The sequence below is a fragment of the Saprospiraceae bacterium genome, from assembly GCA_026129545.1.
GTDB lineage: Bacteria > Bacteroidota > Bacteroidia > Chitinophagales > Saprospiraceae > M3007.
On the sequence record JAHCHX010000001.1, the window covers coordinates 1816632 to 1829487 of the forward strand.

Annotated in this window: 13 protein-coding genes; 3 read left to right on the top strand and 10 right to left on the bottom strand. The window is 52.3% G+C overall.

Translation table 11 applies throughout. The features are described 5' to 3' along the window. From acs to KIS77_06980, 5 genes are all read right to left on the bottom strand, one after another. Nucleotides 1-1932, bottom strand: a complete 1932-nt coding sequence (acs, locus tag KIS77_06960; protein MCW5922061.1) for an acetate--CoA ligase — start codon at nucleotides 1930-1932, stop codon at nucleotides 1-3. A 99-nt stretch (nucleotides 1933-2031) separates the two neighbouring features. Next, complete coding sequence (locus tag KIS77_06965; GenBank protein MCW5922062.1) at nucleotides 2032-2265, bottom strand: Txe/YoeB family addiction module toxin; 234 nt, start codon at nucleotides 2263-2265, stop codon at nucleotides 2032-2034. Nucleotides 2266-2274: 9 nt separating this feature from the next. Then, the gene (locus KIS77_06970) at nucleotides 2275-2577 is read right to left on the bottom strand and encodes a hypothetical protein (GenBank protein ID MCW5922063.1); all 303 of its coding nucleotides are present in this window, start codon (nucleotides 2575-2577) and stop codon (nucleotides 2275-2277) included. A gap of 36 nt (nucleotides 2578-2613) precedes the next feature. After that, entirely contained in the window at nucleotides 2614-2859 is a 246-nt protein-coding gene (locus KIS77_06975; protein ID MCW5922064.1) for a hypothetical protein, read from the bottom strand. Nucleotides 2860-3148: 289 nt separating this feature from the next. Next, nucleotides 3149-4681 carry an MHS family MFS transporter gene (locus tag KIS77_06980; GenBank protein ID MCW5922065.1) on the bottom strand — a complete coding sequence of 511 codons (1533 nt, stop codon included), beginning with the start codon at nucleotides 4679-4681 and terminating at the stop codon, nucleotides 3149-3151. A gap of 138 nt (nucleotides 4682-4819) precedes the next feature. On the opposite strand from KIS77_06980, the gene KIS77_06985 reads away from it, so the two are divergent. Together KIS77_06985 and KIS77_06990 are read left to right on the top strand one after the other, a co-directional pair. Then, nucleotides 4820-6250: a hypothetical protein gene (locus tag KIS77_06985; protein ID MCW5922066.1), complete on the top strand. Its 1431-nt coding sequence runs from the start codon at nucleotides 4820-4822 to the stop codon at nucleotides 6248-6250. A 107-nt stretch (nucleotides 6251-6357) separates the two neighbouring features. After that, the gene (locus KIS77_06990) at nucleotides 6358-7647 is read left to right on the top strand and encodes a hypothetical protein (protein ID MCW5922067.1); all 1290 of its coding nucleotides are present in this window, start codon (nucleotides 6358-6360) and stop codon (nucleotides 7645-7647) included. A gap of 8 nt (nucleotides 7648-7655) precedes the next feature. Here the strand turns inward: KIS77_06990 and KIS77_06995 are convergent, their stop codons facing one another. The 5 genes from KIS77_06995 to KIS77_07015 form a co-directional block, all read right to left on the bottom strand. Next, complete coding sequence (locus KIS77_06995; protein MCW5922068.1) at nucleotides 7656-8306, bottom strand: SDR family NAD(P)-dependent oxidoreductase; 651 nt, start codon at nucleotides 8304-8306, stop codon at nucleotides 7656-7658. 73 nt (nucleotides 8307-8379) lie between these two features. Then, nucleotides 8380-9429 carry an endolytic transglycosylase MltG gene (mltG, locus tag KIS77_07000; GenBank protein MCW5922069.1) on the bottom strand — a complete coding sequence of 350 codons (1050 nt, stop codon included), beginning with the start codon at nucleotides 9427-9429 and terminating at the stop codon, nucleotides 8380-8382. Nucleotides 9430-9585: 156 nt separating this feature from the next. After that, nucleotides 9586-10404 carry a 3-methyl-2-oxobutanoate hydroxymethyltransferase gene (panB, locus tag KIS77_07005; protein ID MCW5922070.1) on the bottom strand — a complete coding sequence of 273 codons (819 nt, stop codon included), beginning with the start codon at nucleotides 10402-10404 and terminating at the stop codon, nucleotides 9586-9588. 257 nt (nucleotides 10405-10661) lie between these two features. Beyond that, nucleotides 10662-10874: a hypothetical protein gene (locus KIS77_07010; protein MCW5922071.1), complete on the bottom strand. Its 213-nt coding sequence runs from the start codon at nucleotides 10872-10874 to the stop codon at nucleotides 10662-10664. Between the two features lie 237 nt (nucleotides 10875-11111). Beyond that, on the bottom strand, nucleotides 11112-12149 hold the full coding sequence (locus KIS77_07015) for a DUF4249 family protein (GenBank protein ID MCW5922072.1): 1038 nt from the start codon (nucleotides 12147-12149) through the stop codon (nucleotides 11112-11114). Between the two features lie 298 nt (nucleotides 12150-12447). On the opposite strand from KIS77_07015, the gene KIS77_07020 reads away from it, so the two are divergent. Next, nucleotides 12448-12810 (top strand): NADH-quinone oxidoreductase subunit A, encoded by a 363-nt coding sequence (locus KIS77_07020; GenBank protein ID MCW5922073.1) that lies wholly within the window; start codon nucleotides 12448-12450, stop codon nucleotides 12808-12810. Nucleotides 12811-12856: the final 46 nt, after the last annotated feature.

Genomic DNA, 12856 nt, shown 5'->3' on the forward strand with positions numbered 1-12856 from the left:
TCAAATTTTAGTTGCCCCAACTTTAATCTCCTCCACCACCTCCGGGTTCAGCAAAGTGGAAATATCGCCCAGATTGGAGGTCTCTCCCTCTGCGATTTTCCGCAAGATGCGCCGCATGATTTTCCCCGAACGGGTCTTTGGCAGCCCCGGCACGATTTGAATCTTGTCGGGCTTGGCGATGGGGCCGATTTCCTTTGTCACCACTTCCAGCACCTCTTTCCTGAATTGGTTCAGGTCTTCTGGTTCCACGGGGTGATTAGTGATGACGTAGGCGTAGATGCCCTGCCCCTTGATGTCGTGCGGGTAGCCCACTACCGCCGATTCCACGATGTTGTCGTGGTTGTTAATCGCGTCTTCCACTTCCGCCGTGCCGATGCGGTGGCCGCTCACATTGATGACATCGTCCACGCGCCCGATGATGCGGTAGTAGCCGTCGTGGTCGCGGCGCGCGCCGTCGCCGGTGAAGTATTTGTTTTTGAACGTGGCAAAATAGTTTTGTCGGCAGCGTTCGTGGTCGCCCCAAGTGGTGCGGATGATGCCCGGCCACGGGAATTTGATGCAAAGCAGCCCTTCCACATCATTGCCCTCCAATTCTTTCCCGTTCGCATCCACAAGGCAAGGTTGGATGCCGGGCAGGGGCAAGGTGGCGTAGCATGGCTTCGTCGGCGTGATGCCCGCGAGTGGCGAAATCATCATGCCGCCCGTCTCCGTTTGCCACCAAGTGTCCACGATGGGGCAGCGTTTTTTGCCGATTTTCTCGTGGTACCAATGCCAAGCCTCGTCGTTGATTGGCTCGCCCACCGTGCCGAGCACGCGGAGCGAGGGCATCCGGCGGTTTTTGACAAAATCATCGCCTGCCGCCATGAGCGCCCGAATCGCCGTCGGCGCGGTGTAAAAGATGTTGACTTTGTGGCGCTGCACGACATCCCAGAAGCGCCCCGCGTCGGGGTAGGTCGGGATGCCCTCGAACATCAATGTGGTAGCCCCAGCGAGCAGCGGGCCATAGATAATATAGGAATGGCCGGTTATCCAGCCCACGTCGGCGGTGCACCAATAAACGTCACCGTCTTGGTATTGGAACACGTTGCGGAAAGTGTATTCGGTGTAAACCATGTAGCCGCCACAAGTGTGCACCACGCCTTTGGGCTTGCCTGTGGAGCCGGAAGTGTAGAGGATAAAAAGCGGGTCTTCCGCGTCCATCGTTTGGGCTTTGCAGGATTTGCGTTTTCCGGCGATGGCATCGTGCCACCAAGTGTCGCGGCCTTCCGTCCAATCCACTTTTTCGCCTGTGTTTTTATGCACAATGACCCTGCGCACGGAGTCGCAACCGAGCGCAAGCGCCTCGTCCACAATGGCTTTGACGGGTATGTTCTTCGCGCCGCGTGCATTGTAGTCGGAAGTGATGACGACGGAACATTCGGAATCTTTGATGCGGTCGGCGAGCGAGACGGCGCTGAAGCCCGCAAACACGACCGAATGAATCGCCCCGATGCGAGCGCAGGCGAGCACGGCGAACATCAGTTCAGGCGTCATCGGCATATAGATGCAAATACGGTCGCCTTTTTTCACGCCCTGCGCTTTCAAGGCATTGGCAAACTGGCAGACTTGCTGGTACAACTGTTTGTAAGTCAGTTTGCGCGGCTTTGCTTTCGGGTCGTTCGGCTCCCAGATGAGGGCGGTTTGTTTGGCGCGAGTGGCCAAGTGCCGGTCGAGGCAGTTTTCGGTGATATTGAGTTTTCCGCCCAAAAACCACTTGGTTTCGGCTTTTTGAAAATTCCATTTCAAGACTTTTTTCCACGGTTTTTTCCACTGAAAAGTGGCGGCTTGTTCAGCCCAAAAACCTTCTGGGTCGGCGACGGAGCGGGCGTAAACTTCACGGTATTGGTCAAGGGTCTTTATTTGTAAAGTCACGGCAAGAAGTTTTGAGAACAAAAAAATTGATTTTTGGAAAGACAAACAAAAATCTTTCCGACTGCGGAAGTCGGGGCGAATTAAAGCCAAAAAAGTGGAGTGGGAAAGGAGAGAATTGTCTTAATCGTCGTAATGCCCCAACGCTGCGTGAACAATCACAAATTCATCGGTGACTTTGTAAACCAAACGATGTTCATGGTCAATTCGCCGCGACCAGAAGCCGCTTTTGTCACCTTTTAGTAGTTCTGGCTTGCCAATTCCGCCGAAGGGGTCGCGTTGACATTCGTCAATCAGACGCATAACGCGGTCGAGCATTCGCCTGTCATTGCGAAGCAATGGCGCAAATGCTCCCATGCTTCGGGTTCAATTTGTAGTTTTCGCATCGGCTTTTAAGATTTTGTGCCGCTCAAAAGCGGCCTCTAAATCGTAGTTTTCGTTGGACGACACTTCTTTCACCATTGATGAAAATTCTTCGGCGCTGAATTGATAGGTATAAGGGGATTTTTCATTCCGCTCGATGACATCCCATATCGAAGACGAACCAGAGGAACCCACGCCTTCTCGAACGGAAATGCGCACTTTCTTGCCTTTGAAGAGGGTTTTTATCGCTTGAACAAAGTCATCGTTCAACTCATCGGCGGAGACTTCGTAGTTTAAAACTGGCATGGCTCAAATTTTTTTAAGAGTACAAAAATACGGGTTTTATCGTTCCATGCCGCCATACTCCCCCCTCCAGGCATACCACCCGAACAGCGCCAGCCCCGCCATAATCGGCGTGAAAATCGGGATGACGATGAACCAGAACATTCGCTGATTCAAGATTTCGTCGGGCTTGCCGGAGGCGACGGCGTGGCCGATTTCAAGGTTGGCGCGATAGAGCATGAAGACGACCGTCGCGGCAGCGAGCGTAATCCAGAGAAAACCGGCTGTTTTTTTCAAGGTGTTCATAATCAAAAGGGTTGATAAGGGTTGATGAGGGTTTATGAAGGTTGATGAGGGTTGATGAGGGTTTATGAAGGTTGATGAGGGTTGATGAAGGTTGATGAGGGTTGATGAGGGTTGATGAAGGTTTATGAGGGTTGATGAGGGTTGATGAGGGTTGATGAGGGTTGATGAGGGTTGATGAAGGTTGATGAAGGTTGATGAAGGTTGATAAATCGAGAAGCACTCTACGTTATCAACCCTCATCAACCCTCATAAACCTTCATCAACCCTCATCAACCCTCATCAACCCTCATCAACCCTCATCAACTTGATTTCGAGTTGGCAAATAAAGCAAACCTATCACAAAACAAACCGCCGCAATCGCAATCGGGTACCACAGCCCGAAATAGGGGTCGGTGTTGCCGTCGGGGGTAAAGTTCTTGCTCTCCGTCACCAATCGCGTGGCAATGTAGGGCGTGAGGCCGCCGAAGATGCCATTGCCGATATGGTACGGCAGCGACATGGACGTGTAGCGAATGCGCGTCGGGAACAACTCCACCAAGAAGGCCGCGATGGGGCCATAAACCATCGTGACGTAGAGGATTTGTAGAAAAACCAAGAAGGTCATCCACCAAAAAGCCGACGAGGAAAGCCACACCGTGCGGGACGTTTCAGTTTTGGCTTGCAAAGTTTTATCGGCAAAAACCGTCTGCTTCGCCGCCATTTTTATGACCGTGCCATTCGGGTTTTCTTCCCACAAGGTTTTGACAGTCAAAGAATCGCCGCTTGGGAGCAACGATGCGTTGAAGGATTCAACCCGGCTCGTTTTTGCAACATCGGTCTCCGTCAGGCCGTGCATCGCCTTGTAAATCGGTCGGTAGGTCAGCACCGCCAGCAACATCCCGGCGAGCATGATGGGCTTGCGCCCGATTCGGTCCGACCACGCGCCGAACACGAGGAAAAACGGCGTGGCCGCCAAAATAGCGATGCAGAGCAAGTAGCGCGTCTGCTCGAACTCCACGCCGAGCGTGCGTTCGATAAAAGTTTGCGCGTAAAACTGCCCCGTGTACCACACCACGCCTTGCCCCATCACCGCGCCGAATAGGGCGAGCAGCACCATTTTCAAATTTTCTTTTTTGGCAAACGACTCCTTCAAGGGGTTTTTCGAGATTTTCCCTTCCTTTTTGATTTTTGCAAACAAAGGAGATTCAGCCATGCGCAGCCGGATATAGACCGAAATGCCAATCAGGAAAATGGACACGAGAAAGGGTACGCGCCAGCCCCAACGGTCGAACGCCTCCACGCCCACAGCGTTGCGCACGAGCAAAATCACGCCGAGCGAGAGGAAAAAGCCCAGCGTCGCCGTCGTTTGGATGTAAGAAGTATAGTAGCCGCGCCTGCCGGAAGGAGCGTGTTCGGCCACATAAGTCGCCGCGCCGCCGTACTCGCCGCCGAGCGCCAGCCCTTGCAACAGCCTGAGCACGAGGATGATAAACGGCGCCCACATCCCGATTTGCTCGTAGCCCGGAATCAGGCCGATGGCAAACGTGGAGCCGCCCATGAGCAAGAGCGTGACCAGGAACGTGTATTTTCGCCCAATCAGGTCGCCCAAGCGCCCGAACACGAGCGCCCCGAAAGGCCGCACGATGAAGCCTGCGGCGAACGTCGCCAGCGTCGCCAAAAAACCCGCCGTCGGGTTTTCTTTGGGAAAAAACTGCCCGGCGATGATGGTGCTCATGGCGCCGTAAATGTAAAAGTCGTACCACTCGATGAGCGTACCTACCGAGGAGGCGAGAATGACCTGCATGAGGCCGCGTTCGGGAGTTTCGGAGGTAGAAGTTGACATGAAAAAAGCCCTTTCGTTTTCGAGGCCAAGTGTAGGGCGAATTTTGGTTTTTGAAAGAAAAATGTACGCCAGATTCCCAAATCCGTCGTTTACATGGCAATGCGGCGGATTTGGAAATCCGTCCTACTTTTGCCCCGCATGAAAAACTACCTCTCCCAGACACTGAGCCTTGCTCTTCTCGTGCTGCTCCTGCTGACTGGCCTCTCGCTCTTGCCAGATAACATGAGCATTGGAGGCCTCCCGCTCCGCAAGATGGATATTTTTGCAGACATCCGCAGCGATGCCGAGGCCATGCTGCCGGAGCAGGAAACGCCACCGCCAGACACGACCGCCTTTGCCCCCCAAGACACATCCGCTTTGGTGGATTTGGATACTTTGGCAACCGATTCCGTCGGGCCATTGCCGCCGAAGGACTCGGCTTTCTTTGGGAAAATCATAGAGGACTATACCTTTGAACAAGCAGGCTTGGGGCGTTTTTTTGAAGCCCTTGATTCAATCAGATGGGGCCGCAAAGTCCGCGTTGCCTGGTATGGCGATTCGTTTGTGGAGGGCGATATTTTGGTGGGCGACTTGCGCGACACGTTGCAAAGCATTTGGGGGGGCGCTGGGGTTGGTTTCGTGCCGATTACTTCGGAAGTGGCTCAATTCAAACGCACCTTTAAGCATAGTTTCAGGGGATGGAGCACTTTTTCCATTGTGAAAAAGACAGAAAGCCGCCCGCCGCTCGGCATCAATGGCTACGCCTATTGCCCCGTGGAAGCAGATGCCAAAATTCATTACGAAGGCTCCGACTATTTCCGCCACACGAAATCATGGACCGAGTTCAGCCTTTTTTACACGGCCCAACAGGACCGTTTTTTTGTGTGGCAGGAGCAAGGCGAGGCACCCAAAACAGAGCTCCTGAAAGCCACATCGGGCCGGGTAGGTCAATGGATTTGGGAGTCGAACTACCCCGGCGCCACGGGGTTTGCTTGTCGGTTTCCCGACTCTGCCGCGGGGCTGTTTCTTTACGGCGCATCGCTCGAAAGCGGGCCGGGCATCTACTTCGACAATTTTTCGGTGCGTGGCAACAGCGGTGGGCCGTTGCGCCTGCTAAAACCCGATTTTATTCGCCAATTCGATGCTTGCCAGAACTACGACCTCGTTGTGCTGCAAGTTGGCCTGAACGCGGTGACCAATTCGCTCAACAATATCAACTGGTATGAGGCTGAGCTCGACCGGACGTTTCAGCACCTGAAAGCGTGTTTTCCCGGAAAAGCGATTCTAATTGTCAGCGTGGGCGACCGAGCGGGTAAAAGCGGCACCGAGCTCGTCACCATGCGTGGGGTGCCGGCCATTGTGGCCATGCAGCGCGACCTGGCTCGAAAACACGGCTTTCTATTCTATGACTTGTACTGGGGCATGGGCGGCCCCGGCTCCATCATCGAGATGGCGCATCACAAACCGCGCTATGCCAATACCGACTACACGCACCTGACACATGAGGGCGGGAGGGTGATGGGGCATCTGTTTGCCAAGTTGTTCGTGGAAGAGCAGGCAGCATGGAGAGCGGGCAAGCCCAAAATATGAGCGCCTTGCATCAGCCTGTCAGGAACTGGCATTTGTCATTTCCAATTTTTCGGGGGATTTTGGCAGCGCAAAAACCGTATCAAGAATAATTCGGCAAGACATATACCATGCGTTTCTCTTTACTCCCCCTCCTACCCCACACCACCGTCATGCGCCTTGTGGCCAGCCTTGCTTTTCTGACTTTTTTTGTCAGTCAATGCCAGTCCCAATTTCGCCCACCGCAGGTCGAAATCGAGATGGTTGATACTGTGGATTATGCTTTTTTGCGGCAGGATGAAAATCAAATTGAAAACGTGGGCTACCTCGACCCGCTGTTTCAAAAACTCTACGAGCAACGGGTGCGTGGCGGGAAAAAAATCAGCATCGTGCATATCGGCGACTCGCACATCCTCGGCAACTACCTGACTCGCGAGGTGCGCGCACGCCTGCAAAATGCCTTCGGCGACGCGGGACGGGGGCTGATTTTTCCTTATCGGCTGGCGAACGCCTGGGGGCCGCGCGACTATCTCGTGGAGACCAACACACGCTGGATTGGCTCCAATTGCCAGCGAATCCTGAGCTCGCCATCGCCATTTGGCATTTCAGGCTTTTCGCTTCAGACTTCCAATCTGAATGCCGAACTGACTTTCAAACTCCGCGACACCGCCACATCAGAGACGCGGTTGTTCACCAAAGTCATTGTTTTTCAACATAAAACAGGCTACGAATACAACGTGGAAGTGCTTGACGAGACTTCGGGACAAAAGGCAAAACTCTTCATAGAAGACCAGTATTCGCAGTCGTACTACTTTGAGCGCCCGGTGAGCCAAGCCACCGTGCGGACGCGCAAACTTACCAGCCAGCAAAGCTATTTCACACTTGATGGGATTGCGCTGGAAAACGAACTCTCAGGCGTGGTTTATCACTCTGTCGGTGTCAATGGGGCCAAGTTCAACGACTTTGTGCGTGCCAAGCATTTCACCCGCCAACTGTCCGAACTCGCCCCTGACCTCGTCATAATCTCCCTCGGCACCAACGAGGCACAGGGCAAAATAGACCCCAAGTATTTTACCCGAAACATTCAGAACCTCATCGAGAAAATACACGAACACTCTCCCAATGCCCTCGTCATGCTCACCACACCCGCCGACTCCTACTTGCGTGGTGGCAAGAGTTTCAACCCCAATATGCCTTCCGTGAGCGAAGCTATTCGCAAACTGGCCCGCGAAAAGGGCTACGCGCTCTGGGACTTGCACCATTTTGCAGGCGGCGAGAACTCCGCCCAGCAATGGAAATCGAACGGCCTGATGTCGTCAGACTCTGTGCATTTTTCCAAACTGGGTTATGCGGTGCAAGGCAAGCTCCTGTATCAGTCGTTAATAAAGGGCTACAATGGGTTCGCGGCGGCCAAACCGTGACTATCGCCTCATTGCAATACGACTTCGGTCTCCCACTGTTCTTTGGGTTGGGCGTAAATGCGCCAAAACTCTCCTGCAATCAAATCGGGGTCGAACCTCGTGCCAGGCTCTACCGCGCCACAGATGGTGAGTGTGGCGACATGGATGCCAAGCGGCTTGCACTCTTGCGCGAGCGAGAATACCAAACTGCGCAGCCCGGCTTTTCCAATGCCCAACGAAGCCATGGCAGGCGGAGCCTTCAATGCAGTGCCGCCACCCGTGAAAAACAGGGTGCCGCGCCCGCGAGATTTCATATGGGGAAATACCGCTTGTGCTGCCGATAAAGCGCCCATCACGTTGATTTTAAAATCGTTGAGAAAAACAGGGAGCGAAATCTGAGAGGGAAGAGCAGGGTTGAAAGCACTGGGGTTGTAGTGCAACACTTCGATATCCGAATGTTCGGCAGCCAGTTTCTCGAGCATACGAATGTATGAATCTTCTGCCGCGATGTCAACGGGATACCCCTTCGCACGGATGTTTTCGGCAGCCAATTGCGCCTCGAAATCCTTGAGTTTTTGCTCATTGCGGGCCACCATCAGGATTTCAAAGCCCTCGCGCCCAAAACGCCTTGCCAATGCCAGGCCTATGCCCGGCCCCATTCCAATAAGTAGCAGTTTCATTTTTTTTTGACAAAGAAAAAAACTACAACAAGCATCGTGTGCGATGGTTCTGCGAATGCCCCCTCGCACCAAATCAACGCCCTCTTTTTCGCACATATGCTTGGAATCGCTCGGCATTGACCTTGTGCGCGGCGAAGGTCTCCGCAAAAGCGTGTGTGCCCGACTCATCGGGCTTGGCGCAGAAATAAAGGTACTTGTGCTGAGTGGGATTGAGCACCGCATCGATGCTTGGAATAGAAGCCATGCTAATAGGCCCTGGCGGCAACCCCTTGTACATATATGTGTTGTAGGGCGAGTCGTAAGTTGTGTGATATTCCGTCACGCGACGGGTTGCGAAATCGCGTGTGGCAAACACCGAGGTTGGGTCGGCTTGCAATTTCATGCCGATGCGCAGGCGATTGAGATAGACCCCCGCGATGGTTGGTTTTTCCGAGTTGGCATTCGTCTCTCGCTCGACGATGGAAGCCAAAATATAAACTTCCGATTCTGACAATCCGAGTGCTTGGGCTTTTGCTCGACGATTGTTCTTGCTCCAAAACGTCTCGTGTTCTTTCAGCATTCGCTTGACGAACCCTTTCGCGTCCGTGTTCCAATAAATCTCGTAAGTGTTGGGGATAAAAGCAGTCAAGAGATTTTCGGCGGAATACCCAATTTCATTCAGGAAAACCCTGTCGCGGAAAGTGTTGATGAGGGAAAGAGAATCCGCCTCAATGAACCGTGCCGCCACGCCAGCCACCTCTTCCGGCAGGCGCTCGTTGTTCAGTATGAGGCGCACGGGGGATTGGGCGCCGTTGCGCAGATGTTGAATCAGGTCGCGGTTGCTCCATCCCGGTTTCACCTCAAACCTGCCCGCGCGCATTTTGTCTTTTTTGTAATTCATCTGTTCCGCCAGCCACCTGAAATCCGATTCATCGGTGACGAATCCGCCTTTTTTCAAAAGAAAGACCACTTCCTCAAAAGAAGAACCCGTTGGTATGCAGACGTAGCGTTCTTCCAAATGTTCGGGAACTCCCGAAAAATAGATGGCCTTTAATGGTTGCCAAGCAAAGTATCCGCCCACGAGGAGGAGCAAAAAAAGGATGGGCAACAGGTGTTTCCAGCGCGACGATTTTTGTGGACTCATGCTGAATGTTAATCGTGAATCAAAGGGTCGAACAGATACGGTGGTTGGAAAAACTGTCATCATGGGGGGAACGATTAAAGTATCAAAGCTGGGCAAAAATAGTGATTGTTGCAAATTGCAACACCCGCGCCACCTCACACCCCCTAGCTCGACAGCTCAATACTGCTCCGAGTCACTTGGGAAATCCATTGCTTTCACATCGGCGATGTATTGTTTGGTAGCATTGCCCACCTCGTCAAACAGTTCCAGATAGCGCCGCAAAAAGCGCGGCTTGAAATCTTTGGTGATGCCCAGCATATCGTGTGTCACCAGCACTTGGCCGTCAGCGTGCTTGCCAGCGCCGATGCCGATAGTCGGTATTTCGAGGCTTTCTGACACTTCTTTGGCGAGTTGGGCAGGTATTTTTTCGAGCACAATGGCAAAGCAGCCAAGGTTTTCGAGCAGTTTGGCATCCTCGCGCAGTTTGGCGGCTTCTGCCTCTTCTTTGGCTCGCACCGTGTATGTGCCAAACTTGTAAATGCTCTGCGGGGTCAGCCCCAAATGCCCCATGACCGGTATGCCCGCCATCAGGATTCGCTTGATGGACTTCTCCACCTCTGCGCCCCCTTCCAGTTTTATCGCGTGCGCCCCCGACTCTTTCATGACCCGTATGGCGCTCGACAGAGCGATTTCTGGGTTTGACTGGTAACTGCCGAATGGCAAATCCACCACCACCATGGCGCGTTTCACCGCTCGCACCACCGATTGGGCATGGTAAATCATCTGGTCAAGCGTGATGGGAAGCGTGGTCTCGTGGCCCGCCATCACGTTCGATGCCGAGTCGCCCACGAGCAGCACGTCAATGCCTGCCTCGTCGAGGATGCGGGCCATTGAAAAATCGTAGGCCGTGAGCATGGCGATTTTTTCGCCGCGTGTTTTCATGGCCTGAATGACGTGGGTAGTGACGCGCTTGATTTCGCCGGTTGTTGCAGACATGGGAAGTGAAAAGGAGTAGATTGTGAGTTGTGAGTTGCGAGCTCGCGCAACGAAGAAATGACTTTTAATGACAGCAGTGACGTTTCTCCGCCGAAAGGTAGGGCTATAAATAAAAAAACCGCGCCTCTTTTGGCGCGGCCTGTAAACAACAAATTATAATCCCATGAACATTTCGAGTGGAGTGGGTCTTTTGGGCGGGGGTATCGTGCGGCTTGCACGACACATAAACGATTGCAGCATCTCTATGTTGCGAAAAATCAAGCCTTAACAAATTGTTCAGGTCGCTTTTCAGGTTTAGCAAGTCCTCCCAGAATGAACGGAAGGACTTGCCTTTTCACCTGAATTTGTATAATCCCATGAACATATCTCATGGCGGCAATTCTTTTATCACCACCTTTCATGGTACAAAAGTGCGGCGAGGTTTTTTTTCTGCCAATGACATTTTTTGGGCGTTGTGATGAATAACTCATCTGTTTTTCGTTTTTATTTTTTTTAAATTAGTTTGACTATCAAGCCTTTAAAAGGATTTTTTGTTTGCAAAAACGATGTTTATTGTGAAAAATAAAAAACAAAAACAAACTCGAATCGCTGCATTTTTTTCAAAAAATTCTGAAAAAAAGTTGTTTGATTGACTTCAATATGAAAAAAGGCCGGGCTCCCTCTTCTCGTGGAACCCGGCCTTTTCGCGCGTCCGCATGCACAAAAGACTAATATCGGAAGTTAAGCCCCTGCGTGAGCGGGCTTTGGTTCATTTTATCTACTGTCCTGATGTCAATCAGCACATTTTGGAGTGTGGTGCTGTTGCGAGCGGTAAACAGGCCGAATCCTTCCGAAAGGTTCGTGTAGGCAGGCAATATCTCCGCGCCCGTGAGGCCAGCATTGGCAGAAGCCACCAGCAACAAGTCCTCTATTTCCTTGCCCCCTCCCAGCAGTGTGATGCTCATAAATTCAAAGTAGCGGAATTTGTCGGTGGTGGGCTGGATGTTATCGGCCAAAAAACGGAAGAAGTTGTCGGAAGGCACCAAGTGCTCCGTCCGGTAGAATGGCCCAAAGGAAGTATTGACAATGGAACTGCCTCGCTTGAGATTGGTAGCCACCACCCATGTCAAGGTGTCGCGCCCGAGCACACTGCCATCGCCCGATTCTTCTCGATAACGGATATTGAACATCAGGTTGAAGTAAGTGGAATTGGTGTCGCCCCGCCACTCTACCCTGACATTTTCACCCGGGTCGAAGAAAACGGTTGGCGGTATCATCGAAGGATTGGGACGCTGAAAAGCAAAATCGCGCGGGATGGTGGTCTGAGCCGTGACATCTGGTTGTCCATCGGCGCGTTTTATGACCAGGCGGTATGGCTCGCCTCTTCTCAGGCTATCCATTTCCGTGTTTCTTATCTTATATAGGTAGTTGGGTTGAGTAGCAAAAATGCCCCCCTTGCGCGGGAAGCCTTCTTGCGTGCCATCCACCCGATAAAGTTGGAAGAGTTGGTTGGTGCTGACGCGCTGCAAGTACACCGCGATGTCGCTTTCGGGGTAGTAAAGCGAGTCGGGTATCTGCGCGATTTCGAGGGCGCTTTTTTCGGGGTCGAGGAATGCTTTCTCGACTCGGATGTAGTGGGCAGTGTCTTGGGGCGAAAGAAAAGCATAGGCCACCGGGATTTCTTTCCAGTTGGTGGTGACATCGAATTCGTTGGAGCAGGCGGCCAGAAACACCGAAAAAGGGGCAAGCAGGAGCAGTTTTTTCATCGTAAAATGTTTGGACAAGAAAAATCGGCGACAAAGGTAGGCGTTTGTTCGTGACGTAAAAGCGCCAGCCTTGTCAGCCTTTGACGAATTTGATTGAAATGTTGGTTGCCCGTCTCGAAATTTATACCCGTTTTAAAATGCGGCGCTGCGGATGCGACAAGGTTCATCTCAAAAAGTTGAGCTGAATAGTGATACCTTTGCGGCGCACCGCGCAAGGTGCTTGAAACGGGCTTTTTCTACGCTTTTGGCAAACAGATTTCCCGTTTTGATGTTTTCTACGCAAATTTGAATGCATATTATGGACCCGTCCGGCTATTTCCCCATTGTACTTCAGTCGCTTGTCGCGCTTGGTTTTGTCGCCTTGGTACTCATCGTGGTGCCGATGCTTGGGCCGCGTCGGCAAAGCGCCAAAAAGGGCGAGAATTTTGAGAGCGGCATCGCCAGCGTCGGCAACGCCCGTTTCCCAGTTTCCATCAAATACCTCATGACCGCCATCTTGTTTGTTTTGTTCGATGTGGAGGTGATATTTTTCTACCCTTACGCAGTCAATTTTAGGGAGATGGGCTTCGAAGGATTTTATGCCGTGCTCATTTTTGTGGCCGTGTTTCTCATCGGATTTTATTATGTGATGCGCAAAGGCGCGTTCGAGTGGGACAAATAAGTTTCTAATTGTGAGCTATGAGTTATGGGCTCTTCACATGACAATC

Coding starts and splice junctions, on each gene's coding strand:
- KIS77_06965 (MCW5922062.1), bottom strand. CDS start 2,265: ATGGGAGCATTTGCGCCATTGCTTCGCAATGACAGGCGAATGCTCGAC.
- KIS77_06970 (MCW5922063.1), bottom strand. CDS start 2,577: ATGCCAGTTTTAAACTACGAAGTCTCCGCCGATGAGTTGAACGATGAC.
- KIS77_06975 (MCW5922064.1), bottom strand. CDS start 2,859: ATGAACACCTTGAAAAAAACAGCCGGTTTTCTCTGGATTACGCTCGCT.
- KIS77_06980 (MCW5922065.1), bottom strand. CDS start 4,681: ATGTCAACTTCTACCTCCGAAACTCCCGAACGCGGCCTCATGCAGGTC.
- KIS77_06985 (MCW5922066.1), top strand. CDS start 4,820: ATGAAAAACTACCTCTCCCAGACACTGAGCCTTGCTCTTCTCGTGCTG.
- KIS77_06990 (MCW5922067.1), top strand. CDS start 6,358: ATGCGTTTCTCTTTACTCCCCCTCCTACCCCACACCACCGTCATGCGC.
- KIS77_06995 (MCW5922068.1), bottom strand. CDS start 8,306: ATGAAACTGCTACTTATTGGAATGGGGCCGGGCATAGGCCTGGCATTG.
- mltG (MCW5922069.1), bottom strand. CDS start 9,429: ATGAGTCCACAAAAATCGTCGCGCTGGAAACACCTGTTGCCCATCCTT.
- panB (MCW5922070.1), bottom strand. CDS start 10,404: ATGTCTGCAACAACCGGCGAAATCAAGCGCGTCACTACCCACGTCATT.
- KIS77_07010 (MCW5922071.1), bottom strand. CDS start 10,874: ATGAGTTATTCATCACAACGCCCAAAAAATGTCATTGGCAGAAAAAAA.
- KIS77_07015 (MCW5922072.1), bottom strand. CDS start 12,149: ATGAAAAAACTGCTCCTGCTTGCCCCTTTTTCGGTGTTTCTGGCCGCC.
- KIS77_07020 (MCW5922073.1), top strand. CDS start 12,448: ATGGACCCGTCCGGCTATTTCCCCATTGTACTTCAGTCGCTTGTCGCG.